The following is a 15,126-nucleotide window of genomic DNA, read 5'->3' as shown; positions in this document are numbered from 1 at the left end:
GCCTTCTCAGCGCAGCGGATTGAGCGCCAGCGCGTCGCTTTCGAAGACTTCCTGTTCGAGGATCAGCGGCTCGACCAACGGCCGGCTGTCGCGGAAATGCGCGGTGCGGGTGTGCGCCTCGTAGGCCGCGTCATCGCGATAGATCTCGTAGAGATAGACCAGGTCAGGGTCCTGTCGGTCGCGGGAAACGTCGAACACTAGGCAGCCGGGCTCGGTGGACACGGAAGCGGCGGCGTTGACCCGGATGGCATCGATGAAAGCTTCGGCGCAGCCGGGCCTGAGGCGGGTCTTGATAAAGATGCAGTACACGGAAACTTCCTTTTGTTTTAGATTTAAAAAATTATTGTATACAAAAAAGGAAGCAAGCCCATGTCCGACCGCCCTGCCCGCCCCTCCCGCCTCAACGGCCTGCGTCACCTCGCCCTGCTGGTGCCCAACCTGGAAGAATGCGAGCGCTTCTATGTCGACGTGCTGGGCATGGAAGTGCTGAACCGCGCCAACGAAGACCTGGTGTATCTCACCTGCGGCAACGACAACCTTTCCCTCGGCCGCGCCCACGCCGCCAGCAACGGCCTGCAGACCATGGATCACTACGGCTTCGTCGTCGACAGCGTGGAGGAACTGGAAGCCTGGTACCGTTACCTGAAGGCGCTGGGCGTGACCCTGCTCGACCAACCCTTCGACCACGGCGACGGCGCGCGCAGCTTCCACCTGCTCGACCCGGCGGGCAACAAGGTGCAGCCGCTGTACCATCCGGCGGTATCCGGGCAGCGCCTGGCCTGAGCCTCGGACAGCCCTCTCCCCCTCTCCCTGAAGGGAGAGGGGCGACTCGGTACACTCAGTGCCAGCAACCTCGCTGGCTCCTCATCTCCACTTCTTGACTTTCATCAAGCGCGTTCCGCCCCCGCTCCTCCTAGCATCCGGCAACGGAAGCGATTCCACCGCCAGGCGCAGACCCCACCGCAGCGCGGCGTCCCTTTTTTCGCCGGTAGCCAGTAGTAGATGGAACCTATGCGCGCCCTTCGTTTTTCCGCCGGATCGTGGCGGTGTGTCTTCGCCTGGATGCTCCTGCTGGTCGGCCTCGCCGCCCAGGGTACCGAACTCAGCGAGCTGGAGCGTCTGCGCATCGCCCAGGTATTCCCCGCGGTCGAGCGGATCGGCGACCCCGAAGGCGACTACGGCGTACGCCGCCTGAGCAAGGGCGAGGAAACCCTCGGCTACGCCTTCCAGACCCTCAGCGTCACCGACATCCCGGCCTACTCCGGCAAGCCGATCAACCTGCAGGTGATCCTCGATCCGCAGGCGGTTATCCGCGACGCCTACGTCCTCGAACACCACGAACCGATCCTGCTGATCGGCATCCCGGAAGAGAAGCTGCACGCCTTCAGCGCCAGGTACGACGGCGTGCGCGCCGACCAGCGGGTGGTGGTCGGCCGCTCCAGCGACCCGCAGGCGGTTACCGTCGACGCGGTGAGCGGCGCCACGGTGACGGTGATGGTGGTCAACGAGATCGTCATGCGCGCCGCACATACGGTGGCGGTTTCCCTCGGCCTGATCGAGGACCGCGGCAATGTGCGGCCCAAGCCGGCGCAGGTGCGCCAGCAGCCGGCAGCGACGGCGAGCTGGAGCGAATTGCTCGGCAACGGCGCGATCCGCCGCCTGCAGTTGAGTCGCGGGCAGATCGACGACGCCTTCAAGGGCAGCGAGGCCGAAGGCATCGGCGAAGCCGACGCGGCGCACCGCGACGAGCCGTTCATCGATCTCTACAGCGCCCTGCTCAACCCTCCCGCGGTGGGCCGCAGCCTGCTCGGCGACAACCAGTACCGCGAACTGATGGCGTCGCTGAAGCCAAGCGAATACGCCTTCGTCGTGCTCGGCGACGGCGAGTATTCCTTCAAGGGTTCCGGCTACGTGCGCGGTGGCATCTTCGATCGGGTCCAACTGCGCCAGTTCGGCGACATCATCAGCTTCCGCGACCTCGACTACCAGCGCCTGTCGGACGTCTACGCCGAAGGCATGCCGGAGTTCCGCGAGATGGCGATCTTCGTCGCCCGCGCCAGCCAGCGTTTCGATCCGGGCTCGCCCTGGACCCTGGAGTTGCTCGTGCGGCGCCAGACCGGCCCGGTGGCGGGGGTATTCACCAGCTTCGAGCTGGCCTGCCAGACGCCCGAGGAATACCTGGAGCGGCCGCAGCCAACGGCCGAGGAACTGGCCGCCCTGGAAGAGGCTGCCCGGCCGCTGTGGCTGCGGGTCTGGTACCAGAAGAGTTTCCAGATCGGGGTCCTCTGTACCGCCCTCGTCCTGCTCCTGGCGATCCTCTTCCTCCAGGACCGCCTGGTGCGACGGCCGCGCCTGATGCAGCGACTGCGCACCGGCTACCTGGCGTTCACCCTGGTCTACCTGGGCTGGTACAGCCTCGGCCAGCTATCGGTGGTCAACGTGCTGACCTTCGTCCACGCGCTGTTCGAAGGCTTCCGCTGGGAGCTGTTCCTCAGCGACCCGCTGCTGTTCATCCTCTGGACCTTCACCGCAGCCAGCCTGCTGCTCTGGGGCCGCGGCGTGTTCTGCGGCTGGCTGTGCCCGTTCGGTGCGCTACAGGAACTGCTCAACGAACTCGCGCGCAAGCTCCGCGTGCCGCAGTTCCAGGTGCCGTTCGCCGTGCACGAGCGGCTCTGGGCGATCAAGTACATCATCCTGCTGGTGCTCTTCGGTCTCTCCCTGGAATCCCTGGCGCTGGCCGAGCAGGCCGCGGAGGTGGAGCCGTTCAAGACCGCCATCACCCTCGGCTTCGACCGCCAGTGGTGGTTCGTCGCCTACGCCGTCGCGCTGCTGGTGGTCAACCTGTTCACCCGCAAGGTCTATTGCCGCTACCTCTGCCCGCTGGGCGCGGCCCTGGCGATCCCGGCCAAGGCGCGCCTGTTCGACTGGCTCAAGCGCCGCGCGGAATGCGGCAAGCCGTGCCAGCTCTGTGCCCGCGAATGCGAGATCCAGGCGATCCATCCGGACGGCCGCATCGAGGCCAACGAATGCCACTACTGCCTCGACTGCCAGATGACCTACCACGACCAGGACAAGTGCCCGCCGCTGGTGAACAAGCGCAAGAAGCGCGCGAAGAGCGCGCCGGCGGACAACGCGCGAATACCCGCGGAGAACCTCTGACCTGGCTCCCTTTCCCCTGACTGCCCTTGAGGACGACACGAGATGAGCGACGACACGAAAAGCCCCCACGAAGAAACCCACGGCCTGAACCGCCGCGGCTTCCTCGGCGCCTCGGCGCTGACCGGAGCCGCCGCCCTGGTTGGCGCCAGCGCCCTGGGCAGCGCGGTGGTCGGCCGCGAGGCCCGGGCCGCGGGCAAGGGCGAGCGCAGCAAGGCCGAGGTCGCCCCCGGCGAACTGGATGAGTACTACGGGTTCTGGAGCGGCGGACATTCCGGCGAAGTACGCGTGCTCGGCGTGCCGTCGATGCGCGAGCTGATGCGCATACCGGTGTTCAACGTCGACTCGGCCACCGGCTGGGGCCTGACCAACGAGAGCAAGCGGGTCCTCGGCGACGGCGCACGTTTCCTCAACGGCGACTGCCACCATCCGCACATCTCGATGACCGACGGCAAGTACGACGGCAAGTACCTGTTCATCAACGACAAGGCCAACAGCCGGGTCGCGCGCATCCGCCTGGACGTCATGAAGTGCGACCGCATCGTCACCATTCCCAACGTCCAGGCGATCCACGGCCTGCGCCTGCAAAAGGTGCCGCATACCCGCTACGTGTTCTGCAACGCCGAGTTCATCATCCCCCATCCCAACGACGGCTCGACCTTCGACCTGTCCGGCGACAACGCCTTCACCCTGTACAACGCCATCGACGCCGAGACCATGGAAGTGGCCTGGCAGGTGATCGTCGACGGCAACCTCGACAACACCGACATGGACTACAGCGGCAGGTTCGCCGCCTCCACCTGCTACAACTCGGAGAAGGCCGTCGACCTCGGCGGCATGATGCGCAACGAGCGCGACTGGGTGGTGGTGTTCGACATCCCGCGCATCGAGGCCGAGATCAAGGCGAAGCGCTTCGTCACCCTCGGCGACTCGAAGGTGCCGGTGGTCGACGGCCGGCGCAAGGACGGCAAGGACAGCCCGGTGACCCGCTACATCCCGGTACCGAAGAATCCCCACGGGCTGAACACCTCGCCGGACGGCAAGTACTTCATCGCCAACGGCAAGCTCTCGCCGACCTGCACCATGATCGCCATCGAGCGCCTCGGCGACCTGTTCGCCGGCAAGCTGGCCGACCCGCGCGACGTGGTGGTGGGCGAGCCGGAACTGGGCCTCGGCCCGCTGCACACCACCTTCGATGGCCGAGGCAACGCCTACACCACGCTGTTCATCGACAGCCAGTTGGTGAAGTGGAACCTCGCCGACGCGGTGCGCGCCTACAAGGGCGAGAAGGTCGACTACATCCGCCAGAAGCTCGACGTGCAGTACCAGCCGGGGCACAACCACGCCACCCTGTGCGAGACCAGCGAAGCCGACGGCAAGTGGATCGTGGTGCTCAGCAAGTTCTCCAAGGACCGCTTCCTGCCCACCGGTCCGCTGCACCCGGAGAACGACCAGTTGATCGACATTTCCGGCGAGGAAATGAAGCTGGTCCACGACGGTCCGACCTTCGCCGAACCGCACGATTGCATCCTCGCCCGCCGCGACCAGATCAAGACCCGCAAGATCTGGGACCGCAAGGACCCGTTCTTCGCCGAGACGGTCAAGCGCGCGGAAAAGGACGGCATCGACCTGATGAAGGACAACAAGGTCATCCGCGAGGGCAACAAGGTCCGCGTCTACATGGTCTCGATGGCGCCCTCCTTCGGCCTCACCGAGTTCAAGGTGAAGCAGGGCGACGAAGTCACCGTGACCATCACCAACCTCGACGAGATCGAGGACGTGACCCACGGCTTCGTCATGGTCAACCACGGCGTCTGCATGGAGATCAGCCCGCAACAGACCTCGTCGATCACCTTCGTCGCCGATAAGCCCGGGGTGCACTGGTACTACTGCAGCTGGTTCTGCCACGCCCTGCACATGGAAATGTGCGGGCGGATGCTGGTGGAAAAGGCTTGATCCACGCAGCGCGGTCGATGGCCGGGCGCCGGGCGGGGCCGCTCCTCGCCCTGCTCCTGCTCGGCCTCGCCACGGCCCGCGCGGAGCCGGTCGACGGCCTGCCGCTGCGGGCCGACGGCGATGGCCGCTGGAGCCTGGCGGCGGGCCGCTACGCCGGCAACTTCGTCATCGACCGACCGCTGCACCTGCGCTGCGAGGCCGGCGCCGAACTGGACGGCGGCGGCCACGGCAGCCTGCTGACCCTGACCAGCCCCGGGATCACCGTCGAGGGCTGCCGGCTGCGCAACTGGGGGCGCAATCTGACCGAACTCGACGCCGCGATCTTCGTCGGCAAGGCCGCCAGCGGCGCCGTGATCCGCGGCAACGACCTGCGCGGCGCGGGCTTCGGCGTCTGGCTCGACGCCACGGTGGGCGCGCAGGTGCTCGACAACCGCATCGAGGGCGACGAAAGCGTGCGCTCCCAGGATCGCGGCAACGGCATCCACCTCTATGCGGTGAAGGACGCCCTGGTCCGCGGCAACCGGGTCAGCCACACCCGCGACGGGGTCTACATCGACACCTCCAACGACAGCAGCATCGAAGCCAACCGCTTCGAGGACCTGCGCTACGGCGTGCACTACATGTTCACCCACAACAGCCGGGTGACCGACAACCTGACCCGGCGCACCCGCACCGGCTACGCGCTGATGCAGAGCCGCAAGCTGACCGTGACCGGCAACCGCTCCATCGACGACGAGAATTACGGCATCCTGATGAACTACATCACCTACTCGACCCTGGCCGGCAACCGCGTCGAGGGCGTGCGCAGCGGCAGCACCGGCGACGCGATGATTTCCGGCGCCGAGGGCAAGGCGCTGTTCATCTACAACTCGCTGTTCAACCGCATCGAAGGCAACAGCTTCGCCGACAGCGCCCTGGGCATCCACCTCACCGCCGGCTCGGAGGACAATCGCATCGCCGGCAACGCCTTCATAGGCAACCGCCAGCAGGTCAAGTACGTCGCCAGCCGCGAGCAGGAGTGGTCCGCCGACGGCCGCGGCAACTACTGGAGCGACTACCTGGGCTGGGACCGCGACGACGACGGTCTCGGCGACGTCGCCTACGAGCCCAACGACAACGTCGACCGGCTGATCTGGCTGTACCCGCAGGTACGCCTGCTGTTGAACAGCCCGAGCATCGAGTTGTTGCGCTGGGTCCAGCGCGCCTTCCCGGTGGTGCGCTCGCCCGGCGTGCGCGACAGCCATCCGCTGATGCGGATGCCCGCCGCGGAGCCGAGGCCATGAGCCTGGTCGAGATCGACGGCGCGACCCTGCGCTACGGCGCCCTCACCGCCCTGAGCGGGCTCGACCTGCGCCTGGAGCCCGGCGAGGTGCTCGGCCTGCTCGGCCACAACGGCGCCGGCAAGACCACCACCATCAAGCTGGTCCTCGGCCTGTTGGCCCCCAGCGAAGGCCGCGTGCGGGTCCTCGGCCACGATGCAAGAAGCCTGGAGGCGCGCCGCCAGCTCGGCTACCTGCCGGAGAACGTGACCTTCTACCCGCAGCTCAGCGGCGCGGAAACCCTGCGCCACTTCGCCCGCCTCAAGGGCGTGGCGCCGGCCGAGGCCGCGCGCCTGCTGGAACAGGTCGGCCTCGGCCATGCCGCCAGGCGGCGCCTGAAAACCTACTCGAAGGGCATGCGCCAGCGCCTCGGCCTGGCCCAGGCGCTGCTCGGCGAGCCGCGCCTGCTGCTGCTCGACGAACCGACGGTGGGCCTCGACCCGCTGGCCACCGTCGAGCTTTACCAATTGCTCGACCGCCTGCGCGGCCAGGGCACCGGGATCGTCCTCTGCTCCCATGTGCTGCCCGGCGTCGAGACGCATATCGACCGCGCCGCGATTCTCGCCGGCGGCCGCCTGCAAGTGGCCGGCAGCCTCGCCGAACTGCGCCGCAAGGCGGCTCTGCCGACCCGCGTGCGCCTGGCCAGCCCGCATAACCCGCAGTGGCTCGAACGCTGGCACCGGGCCGGCCTGGCGGCGCGGAGACTGGACGGCCAGCGCATCGAGGTACTGCTGGACGATGCCGAGCGCGACGGCGTACTGGAAGCGCTGCTGGCCGCGCGCGAGTTCGAGCTGGAGATCCTGCCGCCGTCGCTGGAGGACCTCTATCGCCACCACATGTCCCCCGCCCCCGCCGGAGCCACGCCATGCCCGTAGTCTGGACCATCGCCCGCAAGGAACTGGCCGACGGCCTGCGCAATCGCTGGCTGCTGGCGATCAGCCTGCTGTTCGCCCTGCTCTCGGTGGGCATCGCCTGGTTCGGCGCCGCCGCGGCCGGCCAGGTCGGCTTCACCTCGGTGCCGGCGACGGTCGCCAGCCTGACCAGCCTGGCCACCTTCCTGATGCCGCTGATCGCCCTGCTGCTGGCCTACGACGCCATCGTCGGCGAGGAGGAAGGCGGCACCCTGCTGCTGCTCCTGACCTACCCGCTGGGGCGCGGCCAGTTGCTGCTCGGCAAGTTCCTCGGTCACGGCCTGATCCTCGCCCTGGCCACCCTGATCGGCTTCGGCAGCGCGGCGCTGGCGATCCTCGTGCTGGTGCCGGAGGTCGAGGCGGCCATCCTGCTGGGCGCCTTCGGCCGCTTCATGGGTTCCTCGCTGCTGCTCGGCTGCGTGTTCCTCGCCCTGGCCTACGCCCTGAGCAGCCGCGCCAGCGAGAAATCCAGCGCCGCCGGGCAGGCGCTCGGCCTGTGGTTCTTCTTCGTCCTGCTGTTCGACCTGGCCCTGCTGGCGATCCTGGTCCTCAGCCAGGGTCACCTGAGCCCGCGGCTGTTGCCCTGGCTGTTGCTGCTCAACCCGACCGACCTCTACCGGCTGATCAACCTGTCCGGCTTCGACGCAGCCGCCGCCGGCGGGGTGGTTCCCCTGGCCAGCGACCTGCCGGTGTCCGCCAGCGCCCTCTGGCTGGCCCTGGCCCTCTGGGCCTGCGCTGCCCTGGCGCTGGCCCACGGCCTGTTCCGCCGCCGCCCCATCTGACTCACGAGGTTCCGCCATGCAACGTCATACCCTCCCCCTGCGCCCTCTGCTCGGCACGCTCCTGCTCGGCCTGCTGCTGGCCGGCTGCGATGCGTCGCGGGACGACGCCACGGCACTCGGCCCGGTGCCGATCGCCAGCGGCGACGAATGCCACGTCTGCGGCATGCTCATCGAGGAAATGCCCGGTCCCAAGGGCGAGGCGGTGCTTCCCGGCGCGGTGCGCAAGTTCTGCTCCACCGCCGAACTGTTCGGCTGGTGGCTGCAACCGGAAAACCGCCAGGGCCAGGCGCGCCTGTATGTCCACGACATGAGCCAGGCCGACTGGCGGCACCCCGACGACGCCCGCCTGATCGACGCCACCCGCGCCTACTACGTGGTCGGCATCCAGCGGCCGGGCGGCATGGGCGCCACCCTCGCCTCGTTCGCCGACAAAGAGGCCGCGACGCGCCTGGCGGCCGAGGAAGGCGGCCGGGTACTGCGCTTCGACGAGATCGACCAGGCGGTGCTGCAAGGCGTGGGCGGCGACCACCCGCACCGGCACCCGGCGCACTGAGCGGGGGCCGGAAAGCAAAAAGCCCCTGCCGCGGATACGGCAGGGGCTTTCTTCGCCTGGCGCGACGAGGCGCGGCGGAGGCCTACTTCTCGACGAAGGCGCGCTCGATCAGGTAGTCGCCCGGCTCGCCCATGCGCGGCGAGATCTTCAGGCCGAAGCTGTCGAGCACGGCGCTGGTCTCTTCCAGCATGCTCGGGCTGCCGCAGATCATCGCACGGTCGTCCTGCGGATTCATCGGCGGCAGGCCGATGTCCTCGAACAGCTTGCCGCTGCGCATCAGGTCGGTCTGGCGGCCCTGGTTGCGGAACGGCTCGCGGGTCACCAGCGGGTAGTAGATCAGCTTCTCTTTCACCTGGTCGCCGAAGTACTCGTGTTCCGGCAGGACCTTGGTGATGAAGTCGGCGTAGGCCAGTTCGCTGACCCAGCGCACGCCGTGGACCAGGATCACCTTCTCGTAGCGCTCGTAGGTTTCCGGGTCCTGGATCACGCTGAGGAAGGGCGCCATGCCGGTGCCGGTGCTGAGCAGGTAGAGGTGCTTGCCGGGCAGCAGGTCGTCGTGCACCAGGGTGCCGGTCGGCTTGCGGCTGACCATCAGCTCGTCGCCTTCCTTCAGGTGCTGCAGGCGCGAGGTCAGCGGGCCGTCCGGGACCTTGATGCTGAAGAACTCCAGGTGCTCTTCGTAGTTCGGGCTGGCAATGCTGTAGGCGCGCATCAGCGGGCGACCGTCGACTTCCAGGCCGATCATCACGAACTGGCCGGTCTTGAAGCGCAGACCCGGGTTGCGGGTGGTCTTGAAGCTGAACAGGGTGTCGTTCCAGTGGTGCACGCTGAGAACGCGCTCGGTGTACAGATTGCTCATCAAAGACTCCTAGGAAAACGCGGGCGCACACCAACAGCAGCAGACGTGACGCAGTTGCGCGGCATTTTATCGGTTGCCAAAATATCCGCAAAATGAATTGTCTGGATAATGCTTATCCAGAATATGGATATGGGATAACACGATATCGGTCGGCCGCCGGCCGCCGAGGGCTCCCATCGCTCCCGCGGACGGGGCGCAAGGATAACCGAGCCAACCCCGCCGACGGAACGGCAAAATGTCGCGGGGCCTTTCGCTCTAGACGAGGAAGCCTGGATGAAATTCACCCTCCGCCAGCTCGAGGTGTTCGTCGCCGTGGCCCAGCAGGAGAGCGTCTCCCGTGCCGCCGAGGGGCTGTCGCTGTCGCAGTCGGCGACCAGCACCTCGCTCGGCGAGCTGGAGCGGCAGTTCGACTGCAAGCTGTTCGACCGCGCCGGCAAGCGCCTGACCCTCAATGCCCTCGGCCGCCAACTGCTGCCGCAGGCGGTGGCGCTGCTCGACCGCGGCGAGGAAATCGAGAACCTGCTCAACGGCAAGACCGCCTTCGGCTCCCTCGACCTCGGTGCCACCCTGACCATCGGCAACTACCTGGCCACGCTGCTGATCGGCGCCTTCATGCAGCGCCAGCCGGACTGCCGGGTGCGCCTGCACGTACACAACACCGCCCAGGTGGTGCAGCAGGTCGCCCACTACGAGCTGGACCTGGGCCTGATCGAGGGCGACTGCCGGCATCCGGACATCGAGGTGCAACCCTGGATGGAGGACGAACTGGTGGTGTTCTGCGCCCCCCAGCATCCGCTGGCGCGGCGGGGCGGCGCCGACCTGGAACGGCTGACGCGGGAGGCCTGGATCCTCCGCGAGCAGGGCTCCGGCACCCGCCTGACCTTCGACCAGGCCATGCGTCATCACCCGCGGCCGCTGAACATCCGCCTGGAGCTGGAGCACACCGAGGCGATCAAGCGTGCCGTGGAGTCCGGCCTGGGCATCGGCTGCATTTCCCGCCTGGCCCTGCGCGACGCTTTCCGCCGCGGCAGCCTGGTGCCGGTGGAAACGCCCGGCCTGGACCTGCGCCGGCAGTTCTACTTCATCTGGCACAAGCAGAAGTACCAGACCGCGACCATGCGCGAGTTCCTCGACCTGTGCCGCAGCGAGACCGCCGGGATCAGCCGCAGCGACGAGATCGTGCTGCCGCTGATTCCCTGACTCAGTTGGCCAGGGACAGGTTGCCGTCGCGGTACTGGCGGTACGAGGTATAGGGCAGCGCGAGGGTGTCGATCACCCCGGACAGCGCGAAGTCGAGGGCCAGCACCTCGAGGATGCCGTCGGCTTGCGCCGGCGCCACCGGCGACCCGGTCTTCACGTTGAGCCGGCAGAAGGTGTAGCTGACCCCGCTGTACACCCGCGGCAGGCTGGTGCAGGCGGTCGCCTTCAGGCGCAGGTCGTGGGCGGCGCTGGCGTCGTCGCGTACCAGCGTGTTGACGGAACCGCACCCGCCGAGCGTGGCGAGCCCCAGAAGCACCAGCAAAGAAAGCCCCGAACGAAACATTCCTTCATCTCCCTGTGCGAACGCCAGCCGAGTATGGCCGGCCTTGCGCCGCTTCACCAACCCTTGACGTTGTCCCAGCGCCAGTTGCGGTACTGGTACAGCAGCGTACCCAGCAACGCATAGGTGGCGGCCATGCCCAGCAGCACCAGGGCATGGTCGCTGACTTCGCGCAGCGGCAGGTCCATCTGGTTCATCTCGGCGATGGCGCGGATCGCCCAGGTCGAGGGGATCGCGTCGGCCAGCCAGCGTACCCAGTCCGGCATGGCCTGTTCCGGCCAGCTGTAGCCGGCCATGTAGAACAGCGGCAGGGTGATGAAGGTCATGGTCAGGTACACCGATTCCTCGGTGGGCAGCAGCTCGGCGATGAACTCGCTGAGGGCGATCACCGCGATCAGGAACGGCAGGACGATCCCCAGCAGCATGAAGAACGAGGCCGACTGGCGATAGCCCAGCAGGTGCGGCCAGATCACGTAGAAGAGCATCGCCAGCACGGTCCAGATCAGCAGTTGCGCGCTGTAGCGGCCGAAGCGGGTCGACAGCGGCTGGCGCATGTAGCGCGGGGTGCCGCCGCGCAGCATGATGTTGCCGCGGGTGCAGCCGAGCAGCAGGCTGTGTTGCAGGATCAGCGACAGCAACCCCGGAAGGACGATGGCGGCGAAGCTGATGCCGGGGTTGAACAGGTCGGTCAATTGCCCTACCAGCGGGCTCAGCACCACCTGCGCCTGGGTCGCGGTGAAGCCTTCGCGTTCCAGCAGGGCAGCGTTGTAGCGGTTGGTCAGCGCGCTGTAGACCGCCGAGATGTCCTGCTGGATCTGGCCGTTGGCCATGCGGTTGGTGGCATCGCCGAAGTACGGGATCACCAGCGCCTCGCCGCGCAGCAGGCGCTTCTCGAAGTTCAGCGGGATCACGATGATCGCGTACAGCTCGCGCCAGGCCAGGTCGCGCTTGGCCTGCGGCAGGCTGTCGTAGCCGACCACGGCGACCTTCGGCGCCGAATCGAGCAGCCGGACCAGCTCGCGCGACACGTCGCTGTGATCCTCGTCGACCACCGCCACCGGCAGGTCGAGGGCGGTGTGGTTCATGTACGGCAGCGAGGTGATGCACACCGAGGCCACGACCATCAGCCACATCGGCTTGGACAGCATGGCCTTCAGGGTTTCCCGGAGGATCTGCAGGTAGTTCTTCATATCGGGCTCAGGTCCAGGCGGCTGCGCAGGCGCATCTTGGCGATCATGTAGGCGATCAGCGGGTACAGCGCCAGCTTGGCGCAGGTGTAGAGCGCCGAACTGGGCGGCGCCTGGCGCAGGAACTGGTCGAACAGGCCGTGCAGGGTGTGGGTCAGCGGCTCGGCCTCGGCGATCACCCGCGCCAGGGTCGGCATCGCCAGTTCCGGGATCAGCACTCCCGAGTAGGTCTGGGCGACGCCGATCAGCATGCCCACCAGCGAATAGGCAGTGAAGCGGTTGGCGGTGAAGACGAACAGCACCAGCCCGACGCTCTGCGCGGCAATCACGTAGAACAGCGTGATCATCAGCATCGCCAGCGGGCTGCCGTTGATGCGCGCGCCGGAGAACGCCACCAGCAGGAAGATTTCCAGCATCAGCAGCGCGGTGAACAGCAGCGTGTAGGGCGCCAGCTTGCCCACCAGGCGTACGCCGAGGGCCTTGGCCCGCAGGATGTGCGGCGAGGAGGCGCGCAGTTCCGGCGCCTCGCGGGCCAGCACATGCACCATGGTGACGATCACGAACAGCTGTAGCAGGTGCACGATGGCGGCGAACTGCTGGTAATAGATGTAGTTGCCGCTGGCATTGAACAGGCTGTCGTAGGACACGCTGATGCTCGCCAGGTGCGGCAGCGCCGCCGGCATCCCGGCGGCCAGGCGCGGACGCAATTCGCCGTTGAGGCTGGCGACCAGCGCCGAGAAGTCCTGGGTGGCGGCGTAGCCGGCCGAATACAGCAGCGCGTTGTAGTACAGCTCGGCCTTCGGCGCGCGCCCGCCGAGCACGTCGGCCTCGAAGTCCGGCGGGATGTAGAGCAAGGCGTAGGCATCGGCCCGACGGATCGCGTCGAGCCCCTCCTGGACGCCGGCGGGAACGGTGATCACCTGGGCGTGGGAGGTCGCGTCGAGGTCGCGGATCAGCTTGCACGACAGTTGGCTATGGTCCTTGTCGACCACCGCCAGCGGCATGTCCAGCAGGGTACCGGCCTGGTAGACGCCGCTGATCACGCCGAACAGCAGCAGCGGCCAGCACCAGCCGAGCCAGTGGATGGTCCAGCTGCGGCAGGCGATCCGCGTCTCGGTGTTGAACGCCTGGACGAAACGGCTGGCGTTGCGCTTCAGCGCGGCCCACGCCATCGCTCAGTTCGTCCAGCGCCACAGCGCGCTCATGCCCGGGCGCAGGCCGGGTGTCGGCTGCAACGGGTAGAAGCGGGTCTCGAAGGTCTTCAGGTCGAAATCACCGGTGGCGCGGGTCGCGCGCCTGGTCGAGAAATCGCCCAGCGGGGCGATGTAGCGCAGTTCGGTCTCGACCTCGGCGCCGCCCAGGCCGGGCACCTGCATGACGATGCGGTCGCCCTTGCGCACCTTGGCCAGGATGTCCTCGCGCAGGTTGAAGACGAAGTAGCTGTCGTCCAGCCGCACCAGCGTCAGCAGCGGACTGTAGGCGTTGATCAGTTCGCCCTGTTCGGCGGGGATCGGCCCGACCTCGCCGTTGACCGGCGCGCGCACCTGCAGGTCGTCGATCTGCGCCTGTAGCTCGGCGATCTGCGCGTCGGCCCGGCGCACCGCGGCCTGCAACGCCTGGCGGCGCTCCTCGCGGTCGCCCTTGAGGCCTTCGTCGAGATTGGCCCGCGCCTCGGCGACGCGGTCGCGGGCGACATCGCGCTCACGCCGCGAGAGGTCGAACTGGGTCCGCGAGAGGAAGCCGCGCTCGACCATCTGCTGGTTGCGCTGGAAATCCGACTCGGCGTTGCGCAACTCGGCCTCGGCCTGTGCCAGGCTGGCCTTGAGCGCGCGGATGCTCTCCTCGCGGGTACCGTGGAGCGACTCATCGAGCTGCGCCTGGGCCTGGTTGCGCGCCGCGTGCAGGGCATCGAGCTGGGCTTCCAGCTCGGGGCTGTCGAGGCTGATCAGCAGGTCGCCCTGCTTCACCTCGTCGCCGCGCCGCACGTGCAGCACCTGGACCCGGCCCTTGGCCTTGGAGGAAACGATGACGTTGGTGGCGTCCGCCTCGCCCTGCAACAGCAGGGGCGGATTGTGCAGGCGCAGGTAGAGGGTGATGGCGACGATCGCGAGGATCAGCAACGGGGTAAAGAGTTTCCATCCCTTCATGGGGCAGGCTTCCTGAACACGACCGGGCGATGGTAGTACATTGCCAGGCCGTTGCGCTGGCCGGCGCGCCGGGCGGAAGCGCGCCGGAGACCGGCTCCGGCGCGGCGACGAATCAGGCTTCCCCTTCGGCGTCCTCGCTCGCCACCCGCCGCGCGGCGGCGCCGTCGGACTTCGCCGAAGGGAAGCGCGCCGAGGCGAAGCGCACCACCAGGATCGCCAGCGCCAGCAGGAGCAACGCCACCGAGACCAGGATGATGCCATCGTCCGGCGTATGGTTGTGCTGGATGTCGGCGATCATCAGGCGGGTCAGCGCGGTCATCGCCACGTAGATCAGGAAGCGTACCGGCATGTGGTTGGTCTTGAAGTAGATACCGACCATCGCGCCCAGCTCGAGGTAGATGAACAGCAGGAGGATGTCGTCGATCGACGCATGCCCCTTGTTCACCATCCCCAGGAAGGCCGCGCCCGCCGCCCAGAACACCGTGGCGCCGATGGCGAACAGGGCCAGGTAGTGGAACGCCTCCACCAGCAGGTTGCCGAGGCTCTCCGCCTGGTGGTGCATGCTTGCGCGCAGGCGCTCGGCCCAATTCTGTTTCATAGCTTCTCCCGACAAAGACGACGGCCACCTGGCCCGAAGCGTGCAAGGCCCAGGCCAAGGCACGTGCGCAGATAGACGTCCGCACGTCGGCGCAGGGTACAGCCCGGCGGTGACAAAG

Annotated in this window: 15 protein-coding genes; 8 read left to right on the top strand and 7 right to left on the bottom strand. The window is 67.5% G+C overall.

Annotated features, from left to right (window positions below):
• Positions 1-6 precede the first annotated feature (6 nt).
• Positions 7-309, bottom strand: a complete 303-nt coding sequence (locus tag M6E97_RS04550) for a putative quinol monooxygenase (protein ID WP_021265108.1) — start codon at positions 307-309, stop codon at positions 7-9.
• Positions 310-369: 60 nt separating this feature from the next.
• Between M6E97_RS04550 and M6E97_RS04545 the strand changes: the two genes are divergently transcribed.
• The 7 genes from M6E97_RS04545 to M6E97_RS04515 all read left to right on the top strand — a co-directional run bounded on the left by M6E97_RS04545 (position 370) and on the right by M6E97_RS04515 (position 8,677).
• Positions 370-783 carry a VOC family protein gene (locus M6E97_RS04545; protein ID WP_003098688.1) on the top strand — a complete coding sequence of 138 codons (414 nt, stop codon included), beginning with the start codon at positions 370-372 and terminating at the stop codon, positions 781-783.
• Between the two features lie 228 nt (positions 784-1,011).
• Positions 1,012-3,159 carry a transcriptional regulator NosR gene (gene nosR, locus M6E97_RS04540; protein ID WP_033938292.1) on the top strand — a complete coding sequence of 716 codons (2,148 nt, stop codon included), beginning with the start codon at positions 1,012-1,014 and terminating at the stop codon, positions 3,157-3,159.
• Positions 3,160-3,201: 42 nt separating this feature from the next.
• Positions 3,202-5,112 (top strand): TAT-dependent nitrous-oxide reductase, encoded by a 1,911-nt coding sequence (gene nosZ, locus M6E97_RS04535; protein WP_003138228.1) that lies wholly within the window; start codon positions 3,202-3,204, stop codon positions 5,110-5,112.
• Entirely contained in the window at positions 5,109-6,395 is a 1,287-nt protein-coding gene (locus tag M6E97_RS04530) for a nitrous oxide reductase family maturation protein NosD (RefSeq protein WP_079383904.1), read from the top strand. The genes nosZ and M6E97_RS04530 overlap by 4 nt, the downstream gene beginning before the upstream one ends.
• Positions 6,392-7,306, top strand: coding sequence for an ABC transporter ATP-binding protein (locus M6E97_RS04525; protein ID WP_015502557.1), 915 nt, complete (start codon positions 6,392-6,394; stop codon positions 7,304-7,306). The genes M6E97_RS04530 and M6E97_RS04525 overlap by 4 nt, the downstream gene beginning before the upstream one ends.
• A complete protein-coding gene (locus tag M6E97_RS04520) occupies positions 7,297-8,124 on the top strand; it encodes an ABC transporter permease (protein ID WP_003122216.1) in 828 nt (275 codons plus the stop codon). The genes M6E97_RS04525 and M6E97_RS04520 overlap by 10 nt, the downstream gene beginning before the upstream one ends.
• Before the next feature lie 16 nt (positions 8,125-8,140).
• Entirely contained in the window at positions 8,141-8,677 is a 537-nt protein-coding gene (locus tag M6E97_RS04515) for a nitrous oxide reductase accessory protein NosL (protein WP_034005766.1), read from the top strand.
• A gap of 82 nt (positions 8,678-8,759) precedes the next feature.
• Here the strand turns inward: M6E97_RS04515 and fpr are convergent, their stop codons facing one another.
• Complete coding sequence (gene fpr / locus M6E97_RS04510; protein WP_003091832.1) at positions 8,760-9,536, bottom strand: ferredoxin-NADP reductase; 777 nt, start codon at positions 9,534-9,536, stop codon at positions 8,760-8,762.
• Positions 9,537-9,809: 273 nt separating this feature from the next.
• On the opposite strand from fpr, the gene M6E97_RS04505 reads away from it, so the two are divergent.
• Entirely contained in the window at positions 9,810-10,736 is a 927-nt protein-coding gene (locus tag M6E97_RS04505; protein ID WP_003091833.1) for a LysR family transcriptional regulator, read from the top strand.
• A gap of 1 nt (position 10,737) precedes the next feature.
• On the opposite strand, the gene M6E97_RS04500 is transcribed toward M6E97_RS04505, so the two are convergent.
• From M6E97_RS04500 to M6E97_RS04480, 5 genes are all read right to left on the bottom strand, one after another.
• Positions 10,738-11,079, bottom strand: coding sequence for a YceK/YidQ family lipoprotein (locus M6E97_RS04500; protein ID WP_003098676.1), 342 nt, complete (start codon positions 11,077-11,079; stop codon positions 10,738-10,740).
• Positions 11,080-11,132: 53 nt separating this feature from the next.
• Positions 11,133-12,266, bottom strand: a complete 1,134-nt coding sequence (locus M6E97_RS04495) for an ABC transporter permease (RefSeq protein ID WP_003098675.1) — start codon at positions 12,264-12,266, stop codon at positions 11,133-11,135.
• Positions 12,263-13,435: an ABC transporter permease gene (locus tag M6E97_RS04490; protein ID WP_049311454.1), complete on the bottom strand. Its 1,173-nt coding sequence runs from the start codon at positions 13,433-13,435 to the stop codon at positions 12,263-12,265. Before M6E97_RS04490 ends, M6E97_RS04495 begins: the two co-directional genes overlap by 4 nt.
• Positions 13,436-13,438: 3 nt before the next feature.
• Entirely contained in the window at positions 13,439-14,410 is a 972-nt protein-coding gene (locus M6E97_RS04485; RefSeq protein WP_003091837.1) for an HlyD family secretion protein, read from the bottom strand.
• 112 nt (positions 14,411-14,522) lie between these two features.
• Positions 14,523-15,008, bottom strand: coding sequence for a phosphate-starvation-inducible protein PsiE (locus M6E97_RS04480; protein ID WP_003091838.1), 486 nt, complete (start codon positions 15,006-15,008; stop codon positions 14,523-14,525).
• Between the last annotated feature and the right edge of the window lie 118 nt (positions 15,009-15,126).

Source organism: Pseudomonas sp. B111 (genome assembly GCF_026428275.1).
GTDB lineage: Bacteria > Pseudomonadota > Gammaproteobacteria > Pseudomonadales > Pseudomonadaceae > Pseudomonas > Pseudomonas aeruginosa.
Note: the sequence above shows the minus strand (reverse complement) of the source record. Positions and strands in the feature narration are given on the sequence as shown.

Excerpts from the sequence above, each read along its gene's own strand:
- M6E97_RS04545 (WP_003098688.1), top strand. The coding sequence starts at position 370 with ATGTCCGACCGCCCTGCCCGCCCCTCCCGCCTCAACGGCCTGCGTCAC.
- nosR (WP_033938292.1), top strand. The coding sequence starts at position 1,012 with ATGCGCGCCCTTCGTTTTTCCGCCGGATCGTGGCGGTGTGTCTTCGCC.
- nosZ (WP_003138228.1), top strand. The coding sequence starts at position 3,202 with ATGAGCGACGACACGAAAAGCCCCCACGAAGAAACCCACGGCCTGAAC.
- M6E97_RS04525 (WP_015502557.1), top strand. The coding sequence starts at position 6,392 with ATGAGCCTGGTCGAGATCGACGGCGCGACCCTGCGCTACGGCGCCCTC.
- M6E97_RS04520 (WP_003122216.1), top strand. The coding sequence starts at position 7,297 with ATGCCCGTAGTCTGGACCATCGCCCGCAAGGAACTGGCCGACGGCCTG.
- M6E97_RS04515 (WP_034005766.1), top strand. The coding sequence starts at position 8,141 with ATGCAACGTCATACCCTCCCCCTGCGCCCTCTGCTCGGCACGCTCCTG.
- fpr (WP_003091832.1), bottom strand. The coding sequence starts at position 9,536 with ATGAGCAATCTGTACACCGAGCGCGTTCTCAGCGTGCACCACTGGAAC.
- M6E97_RS04505 (WP_003091833.1), top strand. The coding sequence starts at position 9,810 with ATGAAATTCACCCTCCGCCAGCTCGAGGTGTTCGTCGCCGTGGCCCAG.
- M6E97_RS04500 (WP_003098676.1), bottom strand. The coding sequence starts at position 11,079 with ATGTTTCGTTCGGGGCTTTCTTTGCTGGTGCTTCTGGGGCTCGCCACG.
- M6E97_RS04495 (WP_003098675.1), bottom strand. The coding sequence starts at position 12,266 with ATGAAGAACTACCTGCAGATCCTCCGGGAAACCCTGAAGGCCATGCTG.
- M6E97_RS04490 (WP_049311454.1), bottom strand. The coding sequence starts at position 13,435 with ATGGCGTGGGCCGCGCTGAAGCGCAACGCCAGCCGTTTCGTCCAGGCG.
- M6E97_RS04485 (WP_003091837.1), bottom strand. The coding sequence starts at position 14,410 with ATGAAGGGATGGAAACTCTTTACCCCGTTGCTGATCCTCGCGATCGTC.
- M6E97_RS04480 (WP_003091838.1), bottom strand. The coding sequence starts at position 15,008 with ATGAAACAGAATTGGGCCGAGCGCCTGCGCGCAAGCATGCACCACCAG.